Annotated in this window: 21 protein-coding genes; 12 read left to right on the forward strand and 9 right to left on the reverse strand. The window is 65.1% G+C overall.

The genetic code is table 11. The features are described from left to right. Nucleotides 1-75: 75 nt before the first annotated feature. Genes IB243_RS17495 through IB243_RS17505 form a run of 3 tightly spaced genes read right to left on the reverse strand, consistent with a single transcriptional unit; the run spans nt 76 to nt 3,162 of the window. A complete protein-coding gene (locus tag IB243_RS17495; protein ID WP_192428521.1) occupies nt 76-1,056 on the reverse strand; it encodes a tripartite tricarboxylate transporter substrate binding protein in 981 nt (326 codons plus the stop codon). A 49-nt stretch (nt 1,057-1,105) separates the two neighbouring features. Further along, on the reverse strand, nt 1,106-2,494 hold the full coding sequence (locus IB243_RS17500; protein WP_192428522.1) for an amidase: 1,389 nt from the start codon (nt 2,492-2,494) through the stop codon (nt 1,106-1,108). Next, the gene (locus tag IB243_RS17505) at nt 2,491-3,162 is read right to left on the reverse strand and encodes an RraA family protein (RefSeq protein WP_192428523.1); all 672 of its coding nucleotides are present in this window, start codon (nt 3,160-3,162) and stop codon (nt 2,491-2,493) included. Before IB243_RS17505 ends, IB243_RS17500 begins: the two co-directional genes overlap by 4 nt. A 98-nt stretch (nt 3,163-3,260) precedes the next feature. Here IB243_RS17505 and IB243_RS17510 point away from each other — a divergent pair, with 98 nt between their 5' ends. Continuing rightward, a complete protein-coding gene (locus IB243_RS17510; protein ID WP_192428524.1) occupies nt 3,261-4,202 on the forward strand; it encodes a LysR family transcriptional regulator in 942 nt (313 codons plus the stop codon). A 26-nt stretch (nt 4,203-4,228) separates the two neighbouring features. On the opposite strand, the gene IB243_RS27480 is transcribed toward IB243_RS17510, so the two are convergent. Then, nucleotides 4,229-5,248, reverse strand: a complete 1,020-nt coding sequence (locus IB243_RS27480; protein ID WP_192428525.1) for a helix-turn-helix domain-containing protein — start codon at nt 5,246-5,248, stop codon at nt 4,229-4,231. 308 nt (nt 5,249-5,556) lie between these two features. Here IB243_RS27480 and IB243_RS17520 point away from each other — a divergent pair, with 308 nt between their 5' ends. Then, on the forward strand, nt 5,557-7,224 hold the full coding sequence (locus IB243_RS17520) for a transporter substrate-binding domain-containing protein (RefSeq protein WP_192428526.1): 1,668 nt from the start codon (nt 5,557-5,559) through the stop codon (nt 7,222-7,224). Here IB243_RS17520 and IB243_RS17525 read toward each other — a convergent pair. Then, entirely contained in the window at nt 7,218-8,804 is a 1,587-nt protein-coding gene (locus IB243_RS17525; RefSeq protein WP_192428527.1) for a gamma-glutamyltransferase family protein, read from the reverse strand. The two genes, IB243_RS17520 and IB243_RS17525, sit on opposite strands and share 7 nt — an antisense overlap. A 216-nt stretch (nt 8,805-9,020) precedes the next feature. Between IB243_RS17525 and IB243_RS17530 the strand changes: the two genes are divergently transcribed. Both IB243_RS17530 and IB243_RS17535 read left to right on the forward strand, forming a co-directional pair. Further along, nucleotides 9,021-10,004, forward strand: a complete 984-nt coding sequence (locus IB243_RS17530; protein ID WP_192428528.1) for a tripartite tricarboxylate transporter substrate-binding protein — start codon at nt 9,021-9,023, stop codon at nt 10,002-10,004. A gap of 445 nt (nt 10,005-10,449) precedes the next feature. Then, nucleotides 10,450-11,388: a transporter gene (locus tag IB243_RS17535; protein ID WP_192428529.1), complete on the forward strand. Its 939-nt coding sequence runs from the start codon at nt 10,450-10,452 to the stop codon at nt 11,386-11,388. Nucleotides 11,389-11,399: 11 nt separating this feature from the next. Here the strand turns inward: IB243_RS17535 and IB243_RS17540 are convergent, their stop codons facing one another. Next, nucleotides 11,400-12,533, reverse strand: coding sequence for a PAS domain-containing protein (locus tag IB243_RS17540; RefSeq protein ID WP_192428530.1), 1,134 nt, complete (start codon nt 12,531-12,533; stop codon nt 11,400-11,402). 158 nt (nt 12,534-12,691) lie between these two features. Between IB243_RS17540 and IB243_RS17545 the strand changes: the two genes are divergently transcribed. The 8 genes from IB243_RS17545 to IB243_RS17580 are packed head-to-tail and all read left to right on the forward strand — an operon-like array spanning nt 12,692 to nt 21,128. Further along, on the forward strand, nt 12,692-14,356 hold the full coding sequence (locus tag IB243_RS17545; RefSeq protein WP_192428531.1) for an amidohydrolase: 1,665 nt from the start codon (nt 12,692-12,694) through the stop codon (nt 14,354-14,356). After that, complete coding sequence (locus IB243_RS17550) at nt 14,353-15,420, forward strand: GTP-binding protein (protein ID WP_192428532.1); 1,068 nt, start codon at nt 14,353-14,355, stop codon at nt 15,418-15,420. Before IB243_RS17545 ends, IB243_RS17550 begins: the two co-directional genes overlap by 4 nt. Before the next feature lie 22 nt (nt 15,421-15,442). Continuing rightward, a complete protein-coding gene (locus tag IB243_RS17555) occupies nt 15,443-16,747 on the forward strand; it encodes an ABC transporter substrate-binding protein (RefSeq protein ID WP_192428533.1) in 1,305 nt (434 codons plus the stop codon). Between the two features lie 11 nt (nt 16,748-16,758). Then, nucleotides 16,759-17,484: an ATP-binding cassette domain-containing protein gene (locus tag IB243_RS17560; RefSeq protein WP_192428534.1), complete on the forward strand. Its 726-nt coding sequence runs from the start codon at nt 16,759-16,761 to the stop codon at nt 17,482-17,484. Beyond that, entirely contained in the window at nt 17,471-18,169 is a 699-nt protein-coding gene (locus tag IB243_RS17565; protein WP_192428535.1) for an ABC transporter ATP-binding protein, read from the forward strand. Before IB243_RS17560 ends, IB243_RS17565 begins: the two co-directional genes overlap by 14 nt. 6 nt (nt 18,170-18,175) lie before the next feature. Beyond that, nucleotides 18,176-19,042 (forward strand): branched-chain amino acid ABC transporter permease, encoded by an 867-nt coding sequence (locus IB243_RS17570; RefSeq protein WP_192428536.1) that lies wholly within the window; start codon nt 18,176-18,178, stop codon nt 19,040-19,042. Beyond that, nucleotides 19,039-19,992: a branched-chain amino acid ABC transporter permease gene (locus IB243_RS17575; protein WP_192428537.1), complete on the forward strand. Its 954-nt coding sequence runs from the start codon at nt 19,039-19,041 to the stop codon at nt 19,990-19,992. Before IB243_RS17570 ends, IB243_RS17575 begins: the two co-directional genes overlap by 4 nt. After that, entirely contained in the window at nt 19,989-21,128 is a 1,140-nt protein-coding gene (locus tag IB243_RS17580) for an ABC transporter substrate-binding protein (protein ID WP_192428538.1), read from the forward strand. Before IB243_RS17575 ends, IB243_RS17580 begins: the two co-directional genes overlap by 4 nt. A 56-nt stretch (nt 21,129-21,184) precedes the next feature. Here IB243_RS17580 and IB243_RS17585 read toward each other — a convergent pair whose 3' ends face one another. The 3 genes from IB243_RS17585 to IB243_RS17595 are packed head-to-tail and all read right to left on the reverse strand — an operon-like array spanning nt 21,185 to nt 24,261. After that, nucleotides 21,185-21,985 (reverse strand): SDR family NAD(P)-dependent oxidoreductase, encoded by an 801-nt coding sequence (locus tag IB243_RS17585; RefSeq protein ID WP_192428796.1) that lies wholly within the window; start codon nt 21,983-21,985, stop codon nt 21,185-21,187. A gap of 57 nt (nt 21,986-22,042) precedes the next feature. Beyond that, nucleotides 22,043-22,855: an SDR family oxidoreductase gene (locus tag IB243_RS17590; RefSeq protein ID WP_192428539.1), complete on the reverse strand. Its 813-nt coding sequence runs from the start codon at nt 22,853-22,855 to the stop codon at nt 22,043-22,045. Then, nucleotides 22,852-24,261 (reverse strand): transaminase, encoded by a 1,410-nt coding sequence (locus tag IB243_RS17595; RefSeq protein ID WP_370540365.1) that lies wholly within the window; start codon nt 24,259-24,261, stop codon nt 22,852-22,854. Before IB243_RS17595 ends, IB243_RS17590 begins: the two co-directional genes overlap by 4 nt. Between the last annotated feature and the right edge of the window lie 26 nt (nt 24,262-24,287).

The following is a 24,287-nucleotide window of genomic DNA, read 5'->3' on the forward strand; positions in this document are numbered from 1 at the left end:
GATTTCTGTATCAGCACCAACCGCGTGCAGGCCCGCGACAATCCACTTGCACCAGCCAGGTGCGAGCACCTGGAGTCATTGGGCCGGGATGTTCAGTTCCTTGATCAGCTTCGAGTAAGCAGCAGATTCAGCTCGGATGAATGAGGCGAACTCGGCCGCCGTTCCCCCTGCTGGGCTCAGGCTGATATCGCTGATCTGCCGCTGCGTGTCCGGCGTCGCGAGGATCTTCTGCGTCGCTGCATTCAATTTGCTGATCACCGATGGAGGCGTGCGTGCGGGGGCAAGCAGGCCCATCCAATACACCGCCTTGTATCCGCTGACCCCTGCTTCGGCAACGGTTGGGATTTCAGGCAGGGACTGCAGCCTCTTCTCACTGGTCACCGCCAAGGCCTTCAGCTTGCCGCTTTTGACATACGGAACTGCCGTGGGTGCCGTCTCGAACATCAGGTCGATATGCCCGCCCACCAGATCAGCCAGCGCAGGAGCGCCGCCTTTGTACGCGACGTTCACCATATCAGTACCTGTGGCCGCCATGAAAACGCGTGCAGACAAATCCTGCGGATTGCCTGAGCCGGAAGTTCCGAAGCTCAGCTTTCCGGGATTGGCCTTGAGGTGGCTGATCAGCTCCGCCACGGACTTCGCCTTCACCCTGTCTGGATTGACGATGAGTACATTGGGCTGGTCGGCAACGCGGATGATTGGCGCGAGGTCATTGAGCGGATCGAATGGCAGCTTCAGGAAGAGGTGCGCATTCGTCGCAATGCTGAACGGGGCCATGACGAGCGTGTATCCGTCAGGAGCGGATTTGGCGACATGGTCCATACCGATGTTGCCACTCGCACCAGGTCTGTTGTCTACGATGACCGCTTGCTTCAGCTCGTCCGAAAGCTTCTGTCCGATGATGCGCGCAACCATGTCGATGCTTCCCCCTGGAGGAAATGGCACGACGATGCGCAGCGGTTTGGTGGGATACGGATCCACGGTCTGTGCAGCCGCGGAAATCAACGCCATGGCAGTGACAACGCCGAGGGTGAGGTTGCGAATGTAGGTCTTCATGGTGCAGGTGCAATGGTGAGGTAGAAGGTCTGCGAATTCGTCGGATGGGCTACGCCTGCCAGCGGCGTAGATGCCATGCCGTGCGGGATTGGAAGCTGCGGGCCACCTGGAGCACGCGTTCATCGGCGTTGGTCGGTCCACCGATCTGCAATCCAATGGGCAACCCGTTGTCGTCTTCGCCCATTTGCACGGAAATACCGCACAGGTCCAAGAGATTCCCGATGCGGGCATACCTCACGGGGGGCTTGCTGTGGTCTGCTGTGGACAGGGGTCTGGCAGTCCATTGGGTTGTCGGTGTCAGGAACACATCCAGATCACCCATTGACTCATTGAAAGCCCGCTTCAATGCCTCGCGCCGTCTGCCCGCCTGAACGTACTGGGCGCCACCGATCCGAGCACCGGCAAGTATGCGCGGACGTACCGAAGGATCCATCTTCAAAGACTCGTCGGCGGCCAAGTGACCCCAACTGGCGGCAGCCTCGGACAGCATGATGGTGCTCTGGACGTCTGCCATGTCGTCAAAGCTCGCCGGCAGGCTGAGCATCCTCAGGTGTGCTCCATGCTCCCGGAAGAGCTCCACCGCACTTTGATAGGAACGCAGGATCTCAGGCTGCAGCCCCTCCAAATTCTCCTCGCCAAGCACTCCCACCCGCAGGCCGCCGAGGCTTGGCTGCTGGCCGCTGAGCCTCTCCGCCGGTGGATAGGACCTCTCGTCGTCCGTCAGGACTGCGAATGCGAGCGCGGCATCCTCAGCCGTCTTGGAAAGCAGGCCAACGCTATCAAACGTGGTGCTCAGCGGCACCACGCCGTCTCCCCGAAGACGGCCAATGGTGGGTTTAAGACCGGTGATGCCACACAGAGCGGCCGGAACCCGCACCGATGCACCAGTATCGGTGCCGACGGCCAACGGCACCATGCCAGAGGCGACGGCCACAGCAGATCCGCTGCTCGATCCGCCAGGGCTGAGGTGCTCCGTGCGCCCCCATGGGTTGCGAGGAGCGCCCATGTACGCATTCGCCCCCCAGGCGCCCAATGCGAACTCCACCATGTGGGTCTTCCCGACAATCACGGCGCCGCCGGCCAGCAGGCGCCGCGTAATCCAGGCGTCCTGCTCCGCTAGGCGTGCCGCCAGGAGGGGCGAGCCATTCATGCTGGGCCGCCCGCGCATGTCGATGTTGTCCTTCAGGGCGACTGGTACGCCATGCAAAGGCCCAAGCCAGTGGCCAGCCTGCAGAAGTCTGTCCGCCGCATGGGCCGCCTGGAGCGCTTCTTCGGCATAGACAGCGACAAAGGCGTGCAGCTGTTCATTCAACGCCCCGATGCGGGTCAACGCGTATTCGGTGAGGTCCACGGAACTGCACAAGCGCTTGCGCAGCATTTCGGACAACGACAGAAGGCTGGGGAAGCCGCCAGCCAGTAGCTGCTCCACCCGGTTCATGCCTTCGACTCCATCATCTTGGCGATCACCACCGAAGTGCCGACGATGTCCGGATACTTCTCTCCCTTATCAAGGCGCTGGAGGGTCTGCTTTTCGTCGCTCATCATCTTCAGTGCACGGCGGGCACTGCTCTCGATGTCCGAAGCAGGCAGCACCAAGACGCCGTTCTCGTCGGCAAGGATGGCATCCCCTGGGCGCACCGCCACCGAGCCACAGGTCACGGGTACGCAGAACTCACCTCCCAGCCCCAAGGTCTTGACGGTCACGGCAGACGTTCCTTTGGACCAGACCGGTACTCCATACTGCCGCAGCTCTCCCAGATCCGTGACCAAGCCATCCACGATGATGCCGGCTACGCCAGCCTTCTTCGCCGCATAGGCAACTGCGCCGCCCATGGTCGCGATGGTTTCGTCCCCGCAACGATCAAAAACCAGAATGTCGCCCGGCCGGGCCTGTCCCACTGCGTAGTGGACCATGGAACCATCCATCCCCGGGATGCGAACGGTGACCGCCGTGCCTGCAATGCGACGGTCTTGGAAATGCGCGCGAATCGCAGGTGACATGAAGCCCGTGTGGCGAAAGTGGCCGATAACGGCGGGTTCCGCCGAAACGAGCAGCTCGATCAACGCTGGGGCCACTTGGTCTGGGAGAGGATTCAGGATGAACATTTGAATTACATGAGTGCTGTTGAGATGTGATGCACTCTAGGTACTTCCCCCGTCACGGAATAGTCACGAATTCGGACCCCTGGCTATAAACTTTCCTGATGCTGCACATCACGCTCAGACAACTGGAAGCCTTCTACTGGGCCGCAACGCTCGGCACGGTTGCCGCAGCGGCAAAGCACCTGTTTGTGAGCCAACCAGCAATCACAGCCCGGGTAAAAGAGCTCGAGGAAGTTCTTGAACTGGGACTTCTCACCCGCAGCCAACAGGGTGTGGAGCTCACGCCCGCAGGACGCGATCTGTTGCAGCATGCCCAACGCATGCTGCAGCTTGGGGCGGAAATGGAAATGGCAGGCACGCAGGACATCCCCCCACTGGATGGTGTTCTGCGAATGGGTGCGGACGAATCGTCAGCGACCGCAGGCATGTCCGAACTGCTGCAGGCACTGCGCGCCAGGTACCCTTCCCTGCGGGTTGATCTGACGATTGATCGCAGCAAGGTACTCAACGAGAAGTTGAACCGGCGGGAGCTGGACATCGCCCTGCAAACCACGCCTGCACTGCGGCCTCACGTGATCGACAGCTTCTTGGGCGAAGTTCAGGTGGCGTGGATTGCCAGCATTGAGATGGAACGACCGGACACGCCATTCACGCCCCGTGACGCGGAGAATGTCCCGCTGATCATCACCCCGCAGCCATCCATCTTGCATCATGTCGCGCGCAACTGGCTTGCGCAATCAGGTACCGACCTGCACCGCCTCAACACGTGCAACTCGCTTGCGATGATCATGAAAACGGTGCTGGAAGGACATGCCATGGCAGCCATGCCGATTCCCCTTGTCGCAGAACCGCTGAGACAAGGCCGGCTGAAGCTGGTGGATGCCGTTCCACCACTTCCGTCCATTTCTTACTATGTTTCGTTCCTGGCTGAGAGACGCACGGCCGGCGTAGAGACAATTGTCGAAATGGCCCGTAGTGTGCTCAAGGAAGTCAGCTTTTTCACTCCACCCGAAGAGCCCGATGCGCCTTCACCTAGCGCATGAATGCATCCTTGAGAAGCACGTGGGTGTCACCCAGGAATTGGGCGCGTCCTACTGGATTTGAGTGTGTGCGAGGGAAGTTCCGCGAACTGCCGCTTGTAGTCTGCGGAGAATTGCCCCAAATGCCAGAAGCCCCACAATGCCGCTACATCCTGTACGCCAAGGCGCAGATCCAGCTCTGACCGGAGTTGGCGCCGCACACCATTCAAGCGCAATACCCGCAGGTACCGCGCAGGGCTCATGCCCAAGACTTCCTGAAAGCAATAGTTGAGTTTTCGGTGGCTGGCACCGACATGGCGGCACACCTCCAGCAGTGAGGGCGGACTGTCAGGTCTGTCCAGCATCATTTCCCGCGCTCGATTGACGACGCGGCGGCGCGAGGCGATCGATTTCAAATGCGACGTGTCCGTTTCCCACGGCAACGCATCCAGAAAGGCCAGCAGCATGTCGTCGCGGATCCGCTCCAGGACAGATTCATCACTATTACCATGTCGGAGGCTGGACTCTGCATCGCGCAGGGCACCGTTGAGGCGAGTGCGCAAGCCATCGGCAACGCAGTTGCCCACACCCACTACGACCTGCTGGCTCAGCCACGAAGCCAAGGGGCGATCAAAGATGCGCAGCGATACGTCGTTGACATAGTCACAGTCCACGGACAATGCGCCGATCTGAGAAGCGGTGGTGTTGCACAGATCCAGGTCATCGCCGCGCCCGACCAGTAGCGCGTTCGAATCGAGGCGCTGACCGTTGCATATGGCCTCGCTGCCGGACTGCAGCACCAATGCGAACCCATACATATCGCGGCCTATTTCGCCACGCTGGCGCACCGATCGGTTCATGGTTTCCTTGACCATGTAGGCACCAGGCAGGTGAATCTGTTCCACACGGCCATGGAAGGCGCCTTCCGACAACTGTTCGTACTGCAAAGCCCACTCCGGCAGCGAACCCGCATGCTCTTCGACATCCGCCGTGTCGGCACAGCAATGCCACGCAGCGGGCGACAGTCTTTCATCGGGAACAGAACAGTTTTCGAAAGGGGTACTTGCCACAATGGCCTCCTGAACAGGATTGCCTGATCACAGGCACTGCCGCCTGGAATATCAGGGAAGGTGTGGCAAGAACCACCTCGCGCAAACCCTAATCCCCGGCGGCAACAACCGCGTGCCGAGACAGGCGGAAAGTGCCGTGAACCAATGCACAGGCCGTGCCAGCCGGGCCCCGCCCTGTCCACGTACTCGGCAAGATTGCAGGAATTCGATAGCGCCAGCACAGGGGCCGCACCTATCGTCGAGGACCCAGCGGTACCCATCGCGGCGGTCCGCCAGGCTTTGCCTCCGCTTCCTACTTTCCATTCGCCGTGCACATCCCCTTTTTTTCCCGCTCCCGCACCGTACGCGAGCCCTCCACGGCCCTCGATCCCGCAGGCGCGCCCGGCCCACTGCTCGGTGGCCAACTGGAGCGGGCGCTGGGACGCACCGTGGCGCTCCTGCAGTACACCGCGGACAGCCACGATGCCCTGGACGACGTGTTCACCGAAATAGACAGCCGCTCCCGGACGGTGATCGAGGAACTCGAGGCGATGCGCACCACGATGGAGCAGTCCCTGCAAGCTGCGCAGGAAAAGACACTGGCCAGCACCGAGCGCCTCTCCGCGCTCTCGCACCAGACCATTGACTCGCTCACGCAGCTGTCAGCCGATCTGGACAAGCGCATGGAGCGCATTGGTGCTGTCATGGAAACCATAGAGCGCTCAAGTAGCGAGCTGTCCTTGCTGGCCATCAACAGCGGCATACAAGCGGCACACGGTGGCGAGGCGGGCCAGGCCTTCGGTGTGCTTGCCACCCGCATGCGCAACCTGGCAGAGCGATCCTCGCTTGACGCCCGGCAGGTGGCCCAGTTGCTCGATTTTTCTCCGTTTCGCGCCAGCTTCGCACAGTTCAACACCACGCTGGCGCACAGCATCGGCGATGCCGACCAGCGCATCTCCAGCGCACTCTATTCCGTGTCTACCAGCCAGAGCGACATGGCGCTGCGCATGGACGAAATCGAGGCGCATACGCGCGCAATACCCGACATGCTGGCCAATGCGCGCGACGCCATCGAGCGAGGCCGCCGTGTGCTGGAGATTGCCGGCGAAGGCTGCACGCAGATGCAAGAGGCCTGCCACGGCCCCTGTGCGCTGGCAGCCGCGGCGCAGCGCATCGGGGCCCCCACAGGAAGCAGCGTCTCCGTGCTCGATTCCGTGCGGGGCAGGGGCGTGCTGCGGGTCGCCATAGAGCCGCGTGCCTGGGGCATGAGCTTTCGCGCCCGGGGTGCATCCCAGCCACGGGGCCTGGACGTCGACCTGGCACACGCATTCGCCCGGAGGCTGGGGGTGGCCGTGGAGTTCGTGGAACGCCCGTGGCTCGAATGCCCCTGGCTGCTCATGGCCGGCGCGCCCGCGGGCGCTGCAGCAGACGTCATGTGGAGCGCCCTGGTGCCCGCCCCCATCTTTCATCGCGTGGCGTTTTCCGAGCCCTATGTGCACTTTCGCTATGTGCTGGTTCGCAGGCAAGGCGAGGCGCGCTTCACCGACATCGGCTCGCTGGCCGGGTACACGCTGGGCGCCATGCCGGACCCGGCCGTGCCCGATCTCCTGCATGCCCATGGTGTCCACTGGGGCCGCGACAAGCCGCAGGCCGATGCCCACCGGCTGAAGAACCTGCTGGTCTTTCCATCCCTCACCGAAGTGTTCGATGCGCTGTGCGCGGGCCGGGTGGATGCCCTGCTGCTGGAGCAGACCATGGCCGGCTGGGTCTGCGCAGCACCCGACAGCCCCTGGTCGGGCCGGCTGCAGGTGCAGGCGGCTGCGCCAACCGACCCGGTGTTCCACTACACGGTGGGGGTCTGCGGTGACCCCGGCGCCGACACCATGCGCGAGGAACTCAATGCGTTCATCCGCGACCTTCACGGCGCACCCGACTACGGCCGGCTCCTGAAGCGCTGGCACATCGCGCCGGCGCACGGGCAGGCCGCCCTTCAGTAACCCACCGCCTGGCCATCGCGGCGGCCATCGGAAGCAGCGACGTAGTAGCCCTGCGCACGTTGAACGATCTGGGCCGCGCCAAAGTCAAGGTGCCCCGTGGGAAGCGCCTGCACGGCATGCCCCCGCTCCCGCAGGCCTTGTGCGACCGCCTCCGGCATGTGGGTCTCCAGCTTCACGGTATGGTCCACCGGCGAGACCATGAAGCGCGGCGCATCGTTCATCGCCTGGGGCACCTGCCCGAAGTCGGCCAGGCGCGACAGCATCTGCACGTGCCCCTGGGCCTGCATGAATCCCCCCATCACCCCGAACGCCATCAATGGTTCACCCGCGGAGTCGGTGACAAAGCCCGGGATGATGGTGTGCAGAGGGCGCTTGCCTGGCGCCACCTGGTTGGGGTGGCCCGGCTCCAGGCTGAAGTTCCACCCCCGGTTGTGCAGTGCTATCCCGGTTCCCGGAACCACCACCCCCGATCCGAAGGCATAGTAGTTGGACTGGATCAGCGAGACCATCATGCCATCGGCATCTGCCGCAGCGAGATAGACGGTACCCCCGGACCTGGGCGCACCGGGTGCTGGCGCCTGGGCACGGTGCGGGTCGATCAAGCGTGCGCGCCGTGCAAGATAGTCCGGGTCCAGCAACTCCTCGGTGGTGCACCTCATATGCCCAGGGTCGGCCACATGCGCATGCAGATCTGCGAAGGCGAGCTTCATTGCCTCGATCTGCAGGTGAGCCGCGCCTGCGGTATCCAGTCCGGCCGCGCGCATGTCGAAATGCTCAAGAATTCCCAACGCCATGAGTGCGGCAATACCCTGCCCGTTGGGTGGAATCTCATGCAAGGTGAGCCCACGGTAGCGCTGTGCCACAGGTGTCACCCACTGCGGCTGCTGGGCAGCCAGGTCTGCCTCGGTCAGTGCACCGCCCGTTGCGCGTGCATGGGCGGCAATGCGCTCGGCCAAGGCCCCGCGATAGAAGGACTCGCCGCCCGTGGCTGCGATGTCGGCCAGTGTCCTGGCCTGGTCGGGAAAGCGCCACCATTCGCCAGCCACCGGTGCGCGCCCTTCGCGCAGGAAGGCCGCGTCAAAGCCCGGCTGGCCACGCACCAGACTGGCCAGCATAGGCCAGACCGAGGCGATGAAAGGCGACACCGCGAATCCGTTGTCCGCATAGTCGATGGCGCTCTCGAAAAGGCGCTCGAATGGCAAGCGACCAAAACGCTCCGACAGGGCGCGCCAGCCAGACACCTGGCCTGGCACGGTGACCGCATCCCAACCGTTGCGCGGCATCTGCGAAAGGCCTGCAAACCGCTGTGGGCTCCACGCGGCGGGCGCAGCGCCCGTCGCGTTCAAGCCGTGCAGCCTCCCCTGGTCCCACACCATCGCATAGAGATCACCGCCAATGCCATTCATGATCGGCTCCACCACTGTGAGCGTGATGGCGGCGGCCAAGGCCGCGTCCACGGCGTTGCCACCTGCCTGCAGCACACGCAGCCCGGCCTGGGCCGCCAGGGGCTGCGTGGTGGTCACGGTGTTGCGCGCAAGGGTCGGCGTGCGGTGCGAGGGATAGGGCGATGTCCAGTTCATGGCGATGGCAAGGGATGGCGCAGACGGTGCGGAAACCAAGCGTAGCCCCGCATAAAAGCCGCCGCAAGCGTGCAGGCGGGGGTTCTGCGCACATGCAACAGGCGCAACCACATTTGCAGGATTTCGATAACGGTGCGTTCTTCGCAGGGATAACCTGGGCTCCGGCTAAGCGGCCATGCAGCTTGCAGCCCCACCCCTACAGCGAAGGACAGCGCCATGCCCGATCCCACTTCCCTCCCCTGCCTGCGCCGCAGCCTGGTCATCGCCCTGGCTGCGGCATGTGCCGTGCCGGCCGCCTGGGCGCAGTCGGCGGATGCGCCCGCCCGCATCGTCGTCGGCTTCCCCGCGGGCGGCTCGGCCGACGCTGTTGCGCGCCTGCTCACCGAAAAGCTTTCGGCCCAGCTGGGCCGCCCCGTGATCGTGGACAACCGGCCCGGCGCAGGCGGGCGGATCGCCGCAGCCGCGCTCAAGTCCGCTCCGGGCGACGGGAGCGTGGTGATGCTGGCGCCCGAGGCGCTCACGGTCACCAATCCCCTGGTCTTTCGCAAGCTCGCGTACACGGTGTCCGATCTCGCTCCCATCTCCATGGTGGCGGAGTTTCCGTATGTCCTGGCGGCCGGCAGTGTCGCTGGCGCCAAGACCTTGCCAGACTTCGTGAAGTGGGCGCGCCAGTCGCCGGAGCGCGCCAGCTTCGGCTCGCCTGCGGCAGGCAGCCCCCTGCACTTCTTCGGCTTGTTGGTGGGCCAGGTCACGCAGTTGCCGATGGTGCACGTGCCCTTCCAGGGCGGTGCACCCCTGGTCACCGCCATGGCGGGCGGCCATGTTCCAGCAGGCATCAACACCCTAGGCGACATGCTGGAGATGCACCGCAACGGCAAGGTGCAGGTGCTGGCAGTGTCGGGCCGCGAGCGCGCACCGCTTCTCCCGGATGTGCCTACCTTTGCGGAGAGCGGCTATCCGGGAACCCAGGTGAAAGGCTGGTACGGCCTGTATGCACCGGCCGCCACGTCGCCTGCAGCCATTGCGCAGTGGAACACCGCGCTGCGCAAGGTGCTGGCTGAGCGTGATGTGTATGCGCGGTTGATGGCCATTGGCCTGCAGCCCAAACCAAGCTCCCCTGCAGAACTGCGCACGGCCCAGGAAGCCGGCGCTGCGGTATGGGCTCCCATCGTCAAGGCATCCGGCTTCTACCTGGACTGACAGGCCAGGCATTCGACCCCATCCATGGCCATCGCCCGCAATCGGCGATGGCTTTTTTTATGGCTGCGCCAGTGTGGTCTGCACTGTGCGCCTGGCCGCATTCCTCCCTGACGTCCTGATGGCCTGACTGAGGTGCTTGCCGGATCCATGCGAGCCCCTTTTACCGAGGCAGTGCAATCGTGATTGCGGGTCGCCGCAATCCCAATCCATGCACCAGGCCAGGGCAGGCATAGGGCTGCACCGCACCGAACTGAGCCCATCTCACGCGCTGGATTGCGCGTACGCGCACCAGCGCAGGGCGGCGGCGTTGGCGCTGAGCGGAAGCACCCGCACAAACCCTTAGCGCGCTCTATCCCGTTTGGTAGGTGATGCCGCGGCACCAGATCCCTAACCTCAAACCCCAGATCAACGCTTTCATCCACCCCTGAACAAAGAGACGACTTCCATGCACATCGCATCCCTGACCCTGCGCAAATACCTGGTGTCGGCCAGCGCCCTGAGCCTGGCCTGTGCGGCACACGCCGTCGAGAACGGCGCGCCGATCACCCCCATCGGTGTATTCGAATTCGGCGCCGGCATGCTGCCTCCGCCCTCCGACGTGGCCACCGTGGGCGTACGAGCAGCCCAGTACAGCGCCACACGGCTGAAGGACACCAACGGCAACGCATCCCCCGTGGGCATCAAGATCCGCGCTAGCAGCGTCGGTGCCGCCGTGGTGAAGATAACCGACACCCCGCTGCTGGGCGGCACCTACGGCTTCTCCGCTGTCGTGCCCTACCTGGACATGCAGAACCGCCTGACGGTCCCCACGCCCGTCGGACCGCTGGACCTGCGGGGGGAGAACCGCGCGATCGGCGATGTGCAGGTCGCGCCCGTGATCGTCAAGTGGACCCCCTCGCCCGGCGTGTTCATGAACGCGCGGGTGGAACTGCAATTGCCCACCGGCTCCTATGACCGCACCCGGATCATCAACGCCGGCACCAACCACTGGACGGCATCGCCAACCTTTGCATTCACCTACATCACACCGGGCGGGTTCGAGGTGTCGTCCAACATCCAGGTGAATGTGCACGGCAAGAACAAGGACACGCAGTACCGCTCGGGCATGGAGTACCAGCACGACTTCGCCGTGGGCCAGCATGCAGGAGCTTGGACCTTCGGGGTCGGTGGCTATCTGTACAAGCAGCTGACGGATGACAAGGCCAATGGGGCCCGCTTCCAGGATGGCAACCGCTCGCGTGTGGTGGCACTGGGCCCCACCGTCAGCTTCTTCGAACTGGGTTCGGACTGGCCACTTGTCTGGGCCCACGTCTACAAGGAATTTGGCGCCCGCAATCGAACTCAGGGCACGCAGTTCGCCGTGCGCGCGGCCTGGACGTTCTGAATTAAATGGTCTCAAGACCTGTAGGAACCGGACAGATGCGCAGCTGCGGACGACAGCACCAAGCGGACGAGATCCGATTGGCGATGCTGGCCAGTTTTGGCTTGGATCTGCTTGAGTTGCACGCGCGCTGTCCCCACGGACACCCCGCGATGCACTGCATAGTCCTCCACCGAACTTCCAGTTGCCAACGCAGCAAGCAGCCGTGCTTCCGTGGGTGTCAACCCGAACAGGTTCTCGAGCGCGCCGGACGGGAGGTCCAGCGCTTGGTCTGCGGACGAGATGACCAACACCAGCGTGCCCGGACCGTTCGACGCCTGGACGGCCACATGCAAGGCCCCTGCCCCCTGCCCCATACGGATGTAGCCCGCTTCCTGCCCAGGCGCGTTTCTCACGTCCGAAAGCTGGCGCAGCAGCCTGTGGGTTTCTTCAGCACTGCGTCCATGCAGGGATTCACCACGCAGTGTGAGTGCCGCGTCGGCGCCCAGCAAGGCCAAAGCATGCCGATTCGACCATTGGACACGCCCTCTTTCGTCGCTCAGCACGATGCCAAAGCGCAGGCAATCCATCAGCTCGCGCAGGCGGTCGTCCCGTTCCAGCGACGCGGTCAGCTGCTCCGTGAGCAGGAAGGCCTGTCCGAGGTGGGGGGCGAGATTGGCCAGGCGATTGATGTGCTGCTCGTCGAATTCCTCGCAGTCCTCCACGGAGCGGTGCAGGGCAAGGCTCAGGTACACGCCACGACCCACGTCCTGCAGCGTGCCCATGAAACGCCCCAGGCCCAACGTGGCCAAGCGCTGCTCCAGCATAGGCCGGGCCTCATCACCAGGGTCAAAAAGCACTTCATCCCCCGCTACGCGGTCCAGTCCGCGCAAGGCGCGATGGAAGTTCAGTCGCGGATTGTCTCCATCAGCCAGCCCACGGGGCTCGGTCGCCAGACCAGCCAGGGTCCGCGAATCACGCGCCGCCCACAGGATGCGGGCGCGACCCTGCTCGAAACGAAACGCCTGTACCACGGCAGAGCATGCGCCCGTGGACAGACACAAGCGGTCCAGCGACTGCGTCCAGCGAGAAGGTTGCGCAGCACCGGCGTAGAGATCCAACAGCAACTCATCGGGCTTGCTCAGAAACGCAGAGGGACTGTTACGCATAGAAAAAATTGTTCAACGCCGTGCGCCATGGATTCGCGCACTAGATCAGTGCGCCTACCGGCCAACGGCCATTGCGAGTCCCAAGCCTAGCGATTGCACCGGCGCCCGCAACGGTGGATTCCCTCGCCCCATCCCATTGACTTCCACACATCCCTTCCATGCACATTGACAAATCTCCGCTCCCCACGCTGATCCTCCACCACCCGCGCATTTGCACCATGTCGGCTGAGCGCCCCTGGGTCGAAGCAATTTCTGTGCACGAAGGCCGCATCGTCGCCATCGGCACGCTGCAGGAGGCCAGGGCTGCACTGCCCGGCGCACGCGTGGTCGACCTGCCTGGCGCCATGGTGGTCCCCGGGCTGCTGGACGTGCACAACCACTTCGTCTGGGCTGGCCGCGCTGAGCTCTACGAAATGTTCGTACCGCCCTTTTTCAGCCTCGACCAGGTGCTTGCGGCCGTGCGCGATGCGGCCGCGGGCAAGGCACCGGGGGAATGGATCGTGGGCGGCATATGGGGCTCGTCCCTGATGGGCCAGCTCGACCAGAAGGCACGCCAACGGCTCGACGAAGCGGCCGGCGGCCGCCCCGTGATGCTGCGCGACGATTCGCACCACAACCGGTTCGTCAGCAGCGCCGCCCTGGAGGCCGCCGGCATACAGGACGGCACGCCGGACCCGACCAACGGCCGGATCGTGCGCGACCCGGCCACCGGCGCGGCCACCGGGCTGCTCCTGGAAGCCGCTTGCAGCCTGGTGGAGATCGCGCTTGCCAAGGCCATGGATGCAACCCCGCATCTGGACGTGGAGGCAGCCGCGCACGCGATCAAAAGGCTGAACGCCTGCGGCGTGACCGGAATGCAGGAAGCCCTCACCACCCGCGCGGTGCTGCGCGCGGTGAAAGCGCTGGAAGACCAGGGGCGCCTGAGTGCCTGGGTCGTGGGCTCCGTCCCCGTGACCGAAGCGCCGCTGGCACCCGGCGAAGCCGGCGAAGAGTTGCTGGCCCTGCGCGAGCAGTTCCGCAGCAGGCACTTCATGCCCGATGCGGGCAAGATCTTCCTGGACGGCGTGCCCACTTCGCGCACCGCCGCCATGCTGGAACCCTACCTGCCCGACGCCGTGCACGGCTGCTGCTTTCGCGGCGGCACCACCCTGACCGTGCCGCAGCTGGCCAAGGTGCTGGCCGACAGTGAGCGCCGGGGAATCCGCGTCAAGATCCACTGCACGGGTGACGCATCGACGCGTGCTGCGCTCGATGCCATCGATGTGCTGCGCAGCTTCAATGGTCCCGGCCTGCGCCACCAGATCGCCCACGCCAGCTTCGTCGATCCGGCAGAGATCCCGCGTTTTGCCGAGCTCGATGTGGTGGCCGATCTGTCGCCCCCGCTGTGGTTTCCCAGCGTGATCATCGAGGCCATCCGCAGCGCGGTGCCCCAACCGCTGGTGGACCGGATCGCGCCGATCCGCTCGCTCATCGACGCCGGCGCGCTGGTCGCCGGGGGATCCGACTGGCCCGTGGTCCCGGACCCCAGTCCCTGGCCGTCCATCCAAGGCATGGTGACGCGCCGTGATCCTACGGGCCGCCTGGACGGCGCCCTGTGTCCCGAAGAAGCGATTGGCGTGGAGCAGGCGCTGCGGGCCTACACCATCAACGCAGCCAAGGCCACCGGCCTGGCGCACCTGACCGGCTCCATCGAAGTGGGCAAGTCTGCCGACCTGGCCATCCTGGACACCCTGCTGTTCGACGTGGACCCGGGCCAGCTGGGTGCCACAGAGGTGCTGCAGACCTGGTTCGAGGGCCGCTGTGTCCATGGAGCGACCGCATGACGGACGACCCGCGCGTTCCCGTCATCGTGCTGACGGGCTTTCTGGGCAGCGGCAAGACCACGCTGCTGCACCAGCTCATGCAGCGTGCCGAATGGCAGGACACCGCCGTCATCGTCAACGAGTTGGGAGCAATGGGCCTGGACCACCTGCTGGTACAGCACGTGGCGCCGAATGTGCAGGTGCTGCCCAACGGCTGCGTGTGCTGCTCGGTCAGCGAGGACCTGGCGCGCACCCTGGCCGATCTGCACGCACGTCGCCAGCAGGGCGCAGTACGGTTCAACCGGGTGGTGGTGGAGACCACGGGCCTGGCGGACCCGATGCCCTTGCTGCACACCCTGGCTACACACGAGGCTCTGGCCGGCCATTTCCGCCTGGAGGGCGTGGCCGTCACCGTGGACGCCTGCAACGGCGCCGCCACGCTGCAGCGGCACGAAGAGGCCCGCCGGCAGGTGGCCATGGCGGACACCTTGCTGCTGACCAAGACCGATCTGGCTGGCGCACGCGACCTTCAACCCCTGACACAGCAGCTCGCGTGCATCAACGCGAGTGCGCCGCTGCGCCGGGTGGTGCGCGGCGAACTGGACTCCGAGCACCTGTTCCACCTGGGTCACGCGTTCCTGGCGCTGAAAGACCGCCTGCACGCCCCCCGGGGCCAGCGCCCTGGCTGGCTGCTGCTGGGCAACCCAGGCCGTGGCGGCGCGCGGCTGTCCGCCCCATCCCGCCAGCATCTGTCCCACGCCAGCGACATCACCACCGAATGCTTCGCCATCGACGAGCCGGTGAAGGGCGCAGCGTTCAGCCACTGGCTCGAACTGCTGGCGGCCCTGCGCGGCGAACAGATGCTGCGCTTCAAGGGCCTGATCCACATCGCCGAAGACCCGGAGCGCCCACGGGTGGTGCATGCCGCCCAGCACCTGATCCATCCGCCCGAGTCGCTGCCGGCCTGGCCCGGCGCGGACCGCCGTTCTCTCCTCGTCTTCATCACCCAAGGCATGGAGCCTGGGCTGATCGCCCGCACGCTGTCGAAATTCACCGGCGCCTTTCCCATTCCCTCGCATCCCTGATTGCCATCCCTGGAGCCTCACCATGAACGACCTGATCACCCCCACCCCCTCTGCCGCACCGCGACGCCGGTTCCTGAAGAAGTCTTTGGCATGGACCGCTGCCAGCAGCATTCCGGGCTTTGCCATCGCGCAGGCCAAGACCCTGCGCATCGGCTACATCACGGCCCTTTCCGGACCGCGCGCGCCCTTCGGCATCGCCGACCAATGGCACCTGGCCAAGCTGCGCGAGCGGCTCAAGAACGGGCTCGACGTCGGTGGACAAAAGGTACCCGTGGAGATCCTGCTGCGCGACAACCAGTCCGACCCGAACCGCTCGGTGCAGGTGGCCAGCGAGCTTGTGCTGCGCGAAAAGGTCGACCTGATGCTGGTGCAGGACGGCGATGCGTCCACCCCGGCGGGCCAGCTGTGCGACGTGCATGGCATTCCCATGGTCAGCACCATGTCGCCCTGGCAGGCCTTCCTGTTCGCGCGCAACGGCAAGATCAGCAAGGGCTTTCCGTTCTCCTTCCATTTCTTCTGGGGTGCGGACGACGTGGTCAAGACCTTCGTCTCGCTGTGGGACAGCGTGAAGACCAACCGTGCGGTGGGAACGCTCTACATCGACAACCCCCCGGGTGCGGCCTTCGCCGACCCGCTGATGGGCATGCCCCCGGCCTTGAGCAAGGCCGGCTACCGCGAGTCCAACGGCGGGTTCTTCAAGGTCGCCACCGACGACTTCAGCAACCAGATCACGGGCTTCAAGAAGGCCGATGCCCACATCGTCTCAGGCTTCATGTACGAAAGCCATTTCGCCACCTTCTGGAAGCAAGCCCAGCAACAGGGCTTCAAGCCGGAGATCTGTACCGTTGCCGGTGCCTTCCTGTTCCCCAGTGCACTCAAGGCACTCGGCGCGGCTGGCAACGGCATGTCCACCGAGGTGTGGTGGTCGCCCAGCTTTCCCTACAAGTCTTCGCTCACCGGGCAATCCGCCGCCGAGTTCGCGGCCGAGTGGGAAAAGGACACCGGCAACCAGTGGACGCAGCCGCTGGGCTATGCCCACGCGCTGTGGGAGGTGGGCCTGCATGCGCTCAAGACCGCGAGCAACCCCTTTGACCGCAAGGCCGTGCGCGATGCCATCCAGAGCACCACGCTGGAAACGCTGGTGGGCCGCGTGGACTTCAAGGGCAGCCCGATCAAGAGCGTGGCCAAAACCGCACTGGCGGGAGGCCAGTGGCGCCGCGCCGCGGCGGGCGCCAAGTCGCCCTACGAACTGACGGTGGTCAACAACGCACTGGCCCCCGGCCTGCCGCTGGGCGGCCGGCTCGAGTTGCTGTCGCAACTCTCCTGAGGGAATACCAAGTGACACTCCAAGTCAGAGGCCTGTGCAAGGCCTATGGCCAGGTGGTGGTGGCCGACGCGATCGATATCGATCTGTCGGTGGGCCAGTGCCTGGGCGTGATCGGCCCCAACGGGGCCGGCAAAAGCTCCCTGTTCCATCTGCTCACGGGCACCGTGGGCGCCGACGGAGGGCACATCGCGCTCGACGGCAAGGTGATCTCCGGCCTGCCCGCCCACCAGCGCGCGCGCCTGGGTGTGGCGCGTGCCTTCCAGGTGCCACAGCCGTTCGGCAATCTCACCGTGTTCCACAACGTGCTGGCTGCAGCGACCTTTGCGGGCGGGCTGCGCGGCGATGCGGCCGCGCAGGCGGCCATGGCGGCCCTGCAACGCTGCAGCCTGGACAAGATGGCCCAGAAAACGGCCGGGGCACTGCCGCTGCTGGACCGCAAGCGCCTGGAGATGGCCAAGGCGGTGGCCGCGCAACCGCGGCTCCTGCTGCTCGACGAGGTGGCCGGCGGCCTGACCGAGCGCGAGGTGCACCAGATGGTGGAGCTGGTCCATGAACTCAAGCAAAGCTATGCCGTCGTCTGGATCGAGCACATCGCCCAGGCGCTGCGAGCGGTGGCCGACCGCATCATGGTGCTGCACTTCGGGCGCAAGCTGCTGGAGGACCATCCGGCCACGGTCATGGACAGCGCCATCGTGCGCGAGATCTACATGGGGGTGCCTGCCAATGCCGCTGCTTGACATCGATGCGGTGAACGTCTTCTATGGCGACTTCCAGGCGCTGTCAGGCGTCAGCATCTCGCTGAAGGCTGGCGAAGTGCTGGCCCTCATCGGCGCCAACGGCGCGGGCAAGACCACATTGCTGCGCTCCATCACCGGGCTGATGGCACCGCGCCAGGGCCGCATCCGCTTTGACGGTGCCGATGTGGCCGGCATACCTGCCCAGGCACTGGCCCGCCTGGGCATCGCCATGGTGCCGGAAGGCCGCATGCTGTTCCCGTCGCTGACGGTGCAGGAGAACCTGCAGATGGGCACCCTCACCCGCCGCACCGGGCCCTGGACGCTCGGCGCCGTGTACGACACCTTTCCTGTGCTCAAGGACCTGCGCCACCGCAACGCCACCCAGTTGTCGGGCGGGCAGCAGCAGATGGTGGCCATTGGTCGCGCGCTGCTGAGCAACCCGCGCCTGCTGTTGTGCGACGAACTCTCGCTGGGGCTTGCGCCCCTGGTCGTGGAGGACATCTACCGCACCTTCTCGCGCATCCGCAGCGAGGGGCTGTCCATCGTGCTGGTGGAGCAGGACGTGGCCCGCGCCTGCGCCGTCTCCGACCAGATGGCCTGCCTGCTCAAGGGGCAGGTCACGCTGCAGGGGGCCAGCGCTGCGGTCAGCAACGCCCAGGTCACAGCCGCTTACTTCGGGGAATGAATGAACATGGAATGGATTTCGACACTGATCAACGGCCTGCTGCTGGGCGGGCTGTATGCCCTGTTCGGGCTGGGGCTGGCACTGGTCTTCGGCGTGATGCGGGTGGTGAACCTGGCGCACGGGGAGTTCATCGTGCTGGGCGCCTACGCCGGCTTCTTCCTGGTAGGCTGGTTCAGTCAGGTTCCCGTCTGGGCCATGCTGGTGCCGGTGGTGGCCATCGGCTACCTGTTCGGGTGGCTGCTGCAGGCCTGTGTGCTGAACCGCGCCGTGCGAACCGGCAACGTGCTCACGCCCATGGTGCTCACGTTCGGCCTGTCGGTGCTGCTGCGCAACGGCATGGTCGAGCTGTTTGGTGCCGACTCGCGCGCCGTGGACGCTGGCGGCCTGGGCAGCGCCAGCATGGACCTGCTTGGCATCTCCGTGGGGGTGTATCCGGTGCTCATGCTGGCCCTGGCCCTGGCCATGTTCGCCACCCTCCAATGGGTGCTGCAGCGCACCGAGTTCGGCCGCATCGTGCGCGCCACGGCCGATTTTCCCGACATGGTGCGGCTCATGGGCGTCAAGCCCGAACGGGTCTTCTGCCAGGTCATGGGGCTGGCTGCGGCCTTTGCCATGGGCGCGGGCTACCTCTTGGCGCAGCGCACGCTGTTCACCCCCTTCTCGGGGGTCGAGCGCATGCTCATCGCCTTTGAAGTGGTGATCATCGGGGGGCTCGGCTCGTTCTGGGGCGCCATGGCCGGTGGACTGGTGCTGGGCGTGGCGCAGCTCTTCGGGCAGCGCATCGACTCCAACGCCGGCTCGCTGTACGCCCACCTGCTGTTTCTGGCGACCCTGGTGTTCAAGCCCAACGGCCTGGCGGGGGGACGCAAATGAAAAAGCCACTGCTCCTGGTATTGGCGTGGCTGCTGCCATGCACCGTGGTGGCCGCACTGGCACCGCGCTGGCTGGACGCCGGCATGATGCGGCTGGTCAGCGAAGTGCTGCTGGCCATCTGCATGGCCCAGATGTGGAACCTGCTGGCGGGGTACGGCGGTCTGCTGTCCCTCGGGCACCAGCTGTTCATCGGCATCGGGGCCTACGCCCTGTTTGATTTCACGCAACGCTCGGGCCTCTCGCCCTACCTGGTGCTGCCAGTGACGGGTGTGCTCGGGGCACTGGCGGCGATGGTGGTCGCGCCGGCGCTGTTCCGCCTGCGCGATGCGTATTTTTCCATCGGGATCTGGGTGGTGGCCGAGATCGTCACGCTGCTGGTCTCCAAGACACCGGCGCTCGGCGGCAGTGCCGGCCTGACGCTGGACATGTCCATGCTGGAGGACATCGAGCAGTTTGCCCAGGTGAGCTTCTGGCTGGCATGCTCCCTGGGCATCGGCGCCGTCGCAGGCCTGTACCTGCTGATGCAGTCGCGGCTGGGCCTGGCCGTGACCGCCGTGCGCGACAACGAGGTGGCCGCGCGCAGCATCGGCATCGATGTGCAGCGCGTGCGCTTGATCACCTTCGTCATCTCCGGCGCCGTGTGCTCGCTGGCCGGCGCGGTGTACTTCATGGGTGGCATGTTCGTCGTGCCCGGCTCTGCGTTCGACATCAACTGGGTGGTGATGATGCTCTTCGCCACGATGATCGGCGGCATCGGCACGATCGGCGGGCCAGTGGTCGGCGTACTGGTGTGGTTCGGCCTGCGGGAGCTGCTGGCGGTGTCGCTGGGCATTTCCGGCGGCTGGTACCTGATTGCCATGGGTTGCGTGGCCATGGTGGTGAGCCTGCTGGCGCCCCGGGGGCTCGTCGGTCTGTGGCCCGTGGGCGCGGCCAGGCGGGCCGTACCATGAGGCGAACCGCTCTTACAGCCGGGCTCGCGCTGTGCGCGGGCGGCGTCTATGCACAAGCCATCGACAAACCCCCTATCGTGGTGGGCGCCGTGAGCAGCCTCAGCGGTCCCGGAGCGTCCACGACCAGCGTGCAGGCGGCTCGGGCCTACTTCGACACCATCAATGCGGCCGGGGGCGTGCAGGGGCGCCGCATCGAGTACACCGTGATCGACGACCAGATGAACCCCGAGACCGCCCACAAGGGCGCCTCGAGGCTCATTGACGACCCCCGTGTGGTTGCCCTGGCAGGCGGCTCCAGCGTGCTGGAGTGCGGTGTCAACCACGCCCGTTATGCACAAGCCAGGCTGTTCAACCTGCCGGGTGCCGGCGTGGACCCGGCCTGCTTTGCATCGACACACATCGCCCCCATGAATGCGGGCCCCTACGTGTCCACCGCCAATGCGCTAACCTTTGCGCACCGGGTACTGCAGCACCAGCGGATCTGCGTGATCTCCCCGGCGCTGCCAGGCATGACCGAGGCCTTCGAGCAAACCGTCCGGGATTGGTCACGTCGCATGTCGGCGCCTGCGCCGTCGCTGGACATCTACCGCCTCGAAGACCCACTGCCCGACGTAGTGCAACGTGTCAGCGCCCGACAATGCCAGGTCGTGGTCTACACGGGCCCTGAAGGACCATCTCTGGAGTGGATAAAGGCCAGCCACCCTGCCATGACCAAGGTACCGATTGTCCTTCTCACCGCGTCCTACACGTCTCAAACCGCCAAGGCACTGAGTGCCTGGTCAGGCGAAGGCATCTACGCCATGGCGGAGTTCGACCCCTGGTCCAGCAGCTCGATGCAGATCGCGGACTGGAGGCGTCTCCTCGTCTCGCGCCAGATAGAGCCCAGTTCCCTGTCGCAGGGAGGCTACATCGCCGCACGCGCATTGGTGCACGTACTGACGGGCATGGACGGACCAATCACCAGGGCCTCTGTGTCGCAAGCACTGGAACGCATGCCAGCATGGCGCGGCGGCATGATGGACAAACCCTTCCATGTCGGCGCCAATGGCCAGCATGCGCTGAACCGCAGCGCATTGCCAATGCGCCTAGTCGATGGCAAATGGCGCATCGCCCACCATGACTGGATCAGCTATTAACGCTTGATGGCGCGGTGCTCACCCAGGCATGCGCCCTGGGGCAACACTTGCGGCGTTCAATTTGCGCGGGCCGTTGCGGGGGTGCGAGCGCCCCCATCCGCCACGAGCACAGCACCGTTGACGAATGAAGCGTCCTCGCTGGCAAGGAAGGCACAAGCTGCAGCCATCTCCGTCGGCCTCGCCATCCGGCCCAGTGCGATGCGCGCGACCGTGCGCTCCTCGGCCTGCGCCTCTGTGACGCCCCAGGCCTGTGCCATGTCCTGCAGCTCGCGCTCGCTCATGGGCGTGCGTACCCATCCAGGACACAGCGCATTCACACGAACGCCACGGGGCCCGCACGACGTGGCCGCAGACCGTGTGAGCGCGACCACTGCCGCCTTGCTGGCGGCGTAACTCGCCATGCCAGCACCGGCGTTGAAAGCCGCCACGGACGCAACGTTCACCACCGAGCCGCTGTTGCGGGCCAGCATCCCGGGCAACACGGCCCGCATCAGGCGCATGGTTCCCGTGGCATTGACGTCCAGCGTACGTATCCATGCCTCATCGGTAATGCTGGCCGCGTCGTCGTTGAACACCATGCCTGCGGCATTAACCAATGCATCCAGACGCCCATACAACGACAGTACTTGGGCCACCACCGCTTTGACTTGCACGTCATCAGTGACGTCACAGGACAACGCAGTGGCACCCCAATCGTGCGCGACCTGCGTCAGCAAATCCCATTGCAAGCCCACCGCAACGACCTGAGCGCCCTCGGTGCGCAAGCGCTCCACCACAGCGGCGCCAATGCCGCTGGCCGCACCGCTCACCATGACAACCTTGCCCGCAAAGCGGGGCTCCAATATCGGTGTATCCAACACAACAATCTCCTGTTCAGCCCATGGCTTTCTCCCAATGAGCCGGCAGCCTAAAGGCTAGACGAGGGCCGGTGACTGGCTAAAGAACGGGCTCTCCGGCAGGATGGATCCACCATCGACCACGATGGTCTGCCCAGTGATGTAACGCGCTGCGGGGCTGGCCAGGAAGTGCATGGCATGTGCAATGTCCTCAGGCTCACCCAGTGCGCCCACCGGTATGAAGCTGGCGATGCGCGCGGCACGCGCGGGATCGGAAAGCAGCGAGCCACCCTGCTTGGCGATGTAGCCAGGCTCCACGCCGTTGACCGTGATTGCGTCGCCGGCCAGTTCCAGTGCGGCACTGCGAATGAAGCCGTTGACCCCAGCTTTGCTCGCGGCGTAGGGGGCACTGCCTGGCATGGCCACGCGTGGCCCCGTGACGGACGAGGTCACCAGAACCCTACCACCGCCGCGCTTGCCGGCAGCACGCAGATGCGGCAGCGCCGCCTGGGTGAGCCAGAAGCAGGCCTTGAGATTCACCGCCAAGGTCTGGTCCAGCGCGGCATCGTCCACGGACTCCAGCGCACACCAGGGGTTGATGGCGGCGTTGTGCACCACGATGTCGAGCGCACCCCACTGCGCCACGGTGGTTGCGACGGCCGCCTCGGCCTGGGCGCGCTGGCCGATGTCGCATGCCATCGCCTGGGCCTGCAAGCCCTCAGCACGGATACCCTCGGCAATAGCTTCGCCCGCAGGGCCGGTGCGGTTGGCGATCATCACGCAAGCGCCAGCGCGGGCCAAAACCTGGGCGATGGCCGCGCCGATGCCGCGTCCCCCACCGGTCACCAGAGCCACGCGGCCGTCGAGCCTGAAAATATCTGCCGCGCTCATGCCAGCAGTTCCACAACCAGCGCTTCGAAAGCGCTGTTGTGCCGGTCCACGTCCTCCACCGTAGTGCCCGGGCAGCACAGCATCATGTTGTGGAACGGGGTGATGAGTACCCCACGGTTCATGAGGTACAGGTGCAGCAACGCCTCCAGATCGCTGTTGCGGTGCAGCTTCACCTCCGTCGCGTTGTGTGGTTCGTCGGGAGAGAACAGCGTTTCCACCCGTGCTCCGACCCGGGTGGCATGCCAAGGCAGTCCGTGGCGGGCAATGGCGTCGTTCACACCACGGTGCAGACGATCACTCAGTGCCAGCATGCGCTCGAACGCCTCCTCGGTCAGCACTTCCCCGAGCACGGCCCGCATCACCGTCACCGTGAGTGCATTGCCCGCAAGCGTGCCCCCCATACCCGCATGCGCGCTCTGCCGTACGGTAGGGTGCACGGGCGGTAGCACCTGCCAGACACGCTCAGCCATCGCCTGCGACAAGCCGAACGCCGCTGCGGGAATCCCGCCCGCGATGGCCTTGCCCAGGACAAACATGTCCGGCTCCAGCCCCATGGTGCGAGACGCGCCGCCCGGGCCGCTGGAGATGGTGTGGGTTTCATCGATCACGAGCACGGTACCGGTCTCGCGCGTCAGGCGGCGCAGCTCGGCATGGAAGCCTGGCTGGGGCGCGATCATCCCGTAGTTGGTCATGGCCGGTTCGGCCAGCACGCACGCCACATCGCCTTTACGCAGCGCAGCCTCTAGCGCCGCGACGTCATTGAACTCCACGACGACAGACAGATCATCGTGCGGAAAGAAGTTGTGGTGCAGGCCATTGCGCATGTGGAGCGCTCCCTCCCGGAGCTCGACATGGGCTTCTTCCACATTGCCGTGGTAGGCCCCCGAGAAGATGAGCACGCGGGGACGGTTGGTGATCATGCGCGCCAGGCGGATGCAGGCGCGGTTGGCGTCGGTAGCCGAGGTGGTGAGGTTCCAGTAGGGCAGATTGAAGCGACGCTTGAGCTCCTCGCCCACCCACTCGGCATCGCCATTTGGAAGCATCAGAGAGGTGCCCACCAATGCCTGGCGAGTCATTGCCTCAACCACGGCAGGATGTCCATGGCCACACATTCCCCCCGTGTCTCCCAGGCAAAAGTCCACATACTCGTTGCCATCAACGTCTGAAAATCGCACGCCGTAGGAGCGCAACTTCTCTTCAATGTAAACGGGCCATCCCCCAATCCAACGGCGCATCCAGTGCGATGGAGCGCCATAAAGCCAACTGCTTTTCCCTTGGGTATACAACTCTCTCGAGCGGGAATGGGTGGTGGCATATCGCGCTTGCTCTGCCAGCATCAGCTCAGCGATGCGAGTGGCGGAAACGCCGGAAACGGTATCGTTCATGGGGGTCATCAAAAGAGGCATAGAGGTTTGATTGAAGGGCCGCCAGT

Source organism: Acidovorax sp. ACV01 (assembly GCF_014851495.1).
Lineage (GTDB): Bacteria > Pseudomonadota > Gammaproteobacteria > Burkholderiales > Burkholderiaceae_C > Acidovorax > Acidovorax radicis.

Bases quoted from the DNA above. Each gene is read 5' to 3' on its own strand.
- IB243_RS17555 (WP_192428533.1), top strand. From the start codon at position 15,443: ATGAACGACCTGATCACCCCCACCCCCTCTGCCGCACCGCGACGCCGG.
- IB243_RS17505 (WP_192428523.1), bottom strand. From the start codon at position 3,162: ATGTTCATCCTGAATCCTCTCCCAGACCAAGTGGCCCCAGCGTTGATC.
- IB243_RS17550 (WP_192428532.1), top strand. From the start codon at position 14,353: ATGACGGACGACCCGCGCGTTCCCGTCATCGTGCTGACGGGCTTTCTG.
- IB243_RS17540 (WP_192428530.1), bottom strand. From the start codon at position 12,533: ATGCGTAACAGTCCCTCTGCGTTTCTGAGCAAGCCCGATGAGTTGCTG.
- IB243_RS17590 (WP_192428539.1), bottom strand. From the start codon at position 22,855: ATGAGCGCGGCAGATATTTTCAGGCTCGACGGCCGCGTGGCTCTGGTG.
- IB243_RS17500 (WP_192428522.1), bottom strand. From the start codon at position 2,494: ATGAACCGGGTGGAGCAGCTACTGGCTGGCGGCTTCCCCAGCCTTCTG.
- IB243_RS17595 (WP_370540365.1), bottom strand. From the start codon at position 24,261: ATGCCTCTTTTGATGACCCCCATGAACGATACCGTTTCCGGCGTTTCC.
- IB243_RS17525 (WP_192428527.1), bottom strand. From the start codon at position 8,804: ATGAACTGGACATCGCCCTATCCCTCGCACCGCACGCCGACCCTTGCG.
- IB243_RS17535 (WP_192428529.1), top strand. From the start codon at position 10,450: ATGCACATCGCATCCCTGACCCTGCGCAAATACCTGGTGTCGGCCAGC.
- IB243_RS17545 (WP_192428531.1), top strand. From the start codon at position 12,692: ATGCACATTGACAAATCTCCGCTCCCCACGCTGATCCTCCACCACCCG.
- IB243_RS17510 (WP_192428524.1), top strand. From the start codon at position 3,261: ATGCTGCACATCACGCTCAGACAACTGGAAGCCTTCTACTGGGCCGCA.
- IB243_RS17495 (WP_192428521.1), bottom strand. From the start codon at position 1,056: ATGAAGACCTACATTCGCAACCTCACCCTCGGCGTTGTCACTGCCATG.
- IB243_RS17570 (WP_192428536.1), top strand. From the start codon at position 18,176: ATGGAATGGATTTCGACACTGATCAACGGCCTGCTGCTGGGCGGGCTG.
- IB243_RS17580 (WP_192428538.1), top strand. From the start codon at position 19,989: ATGAGGCGAACCGCTCTTACAGCCGGGCTCGCGCTGTGCGCGGGCGGC.
- IB243_RS17565 (WP_192428535.1), top strand. From the start codon at position 17,471: ATGCCGCTGCTTGACATCGATGCGGTGAACGTCTTCTATGGCGACTTC.
- IB243_RS17575 (WP_192428537.1), top strand. From the start codon at position 19,039: ATGAAAAAGCCACTGCTCCTGGTATTGGCGTGGCTGCTGCCATGCACC.
- IB243_RS17530 (WP_192428528.1), top strand. From the start codon at position 9,021: ATGCCCGATCCCACTTCCCTCCCCTGCCTGCGCCGCAGCCTGGTCATC.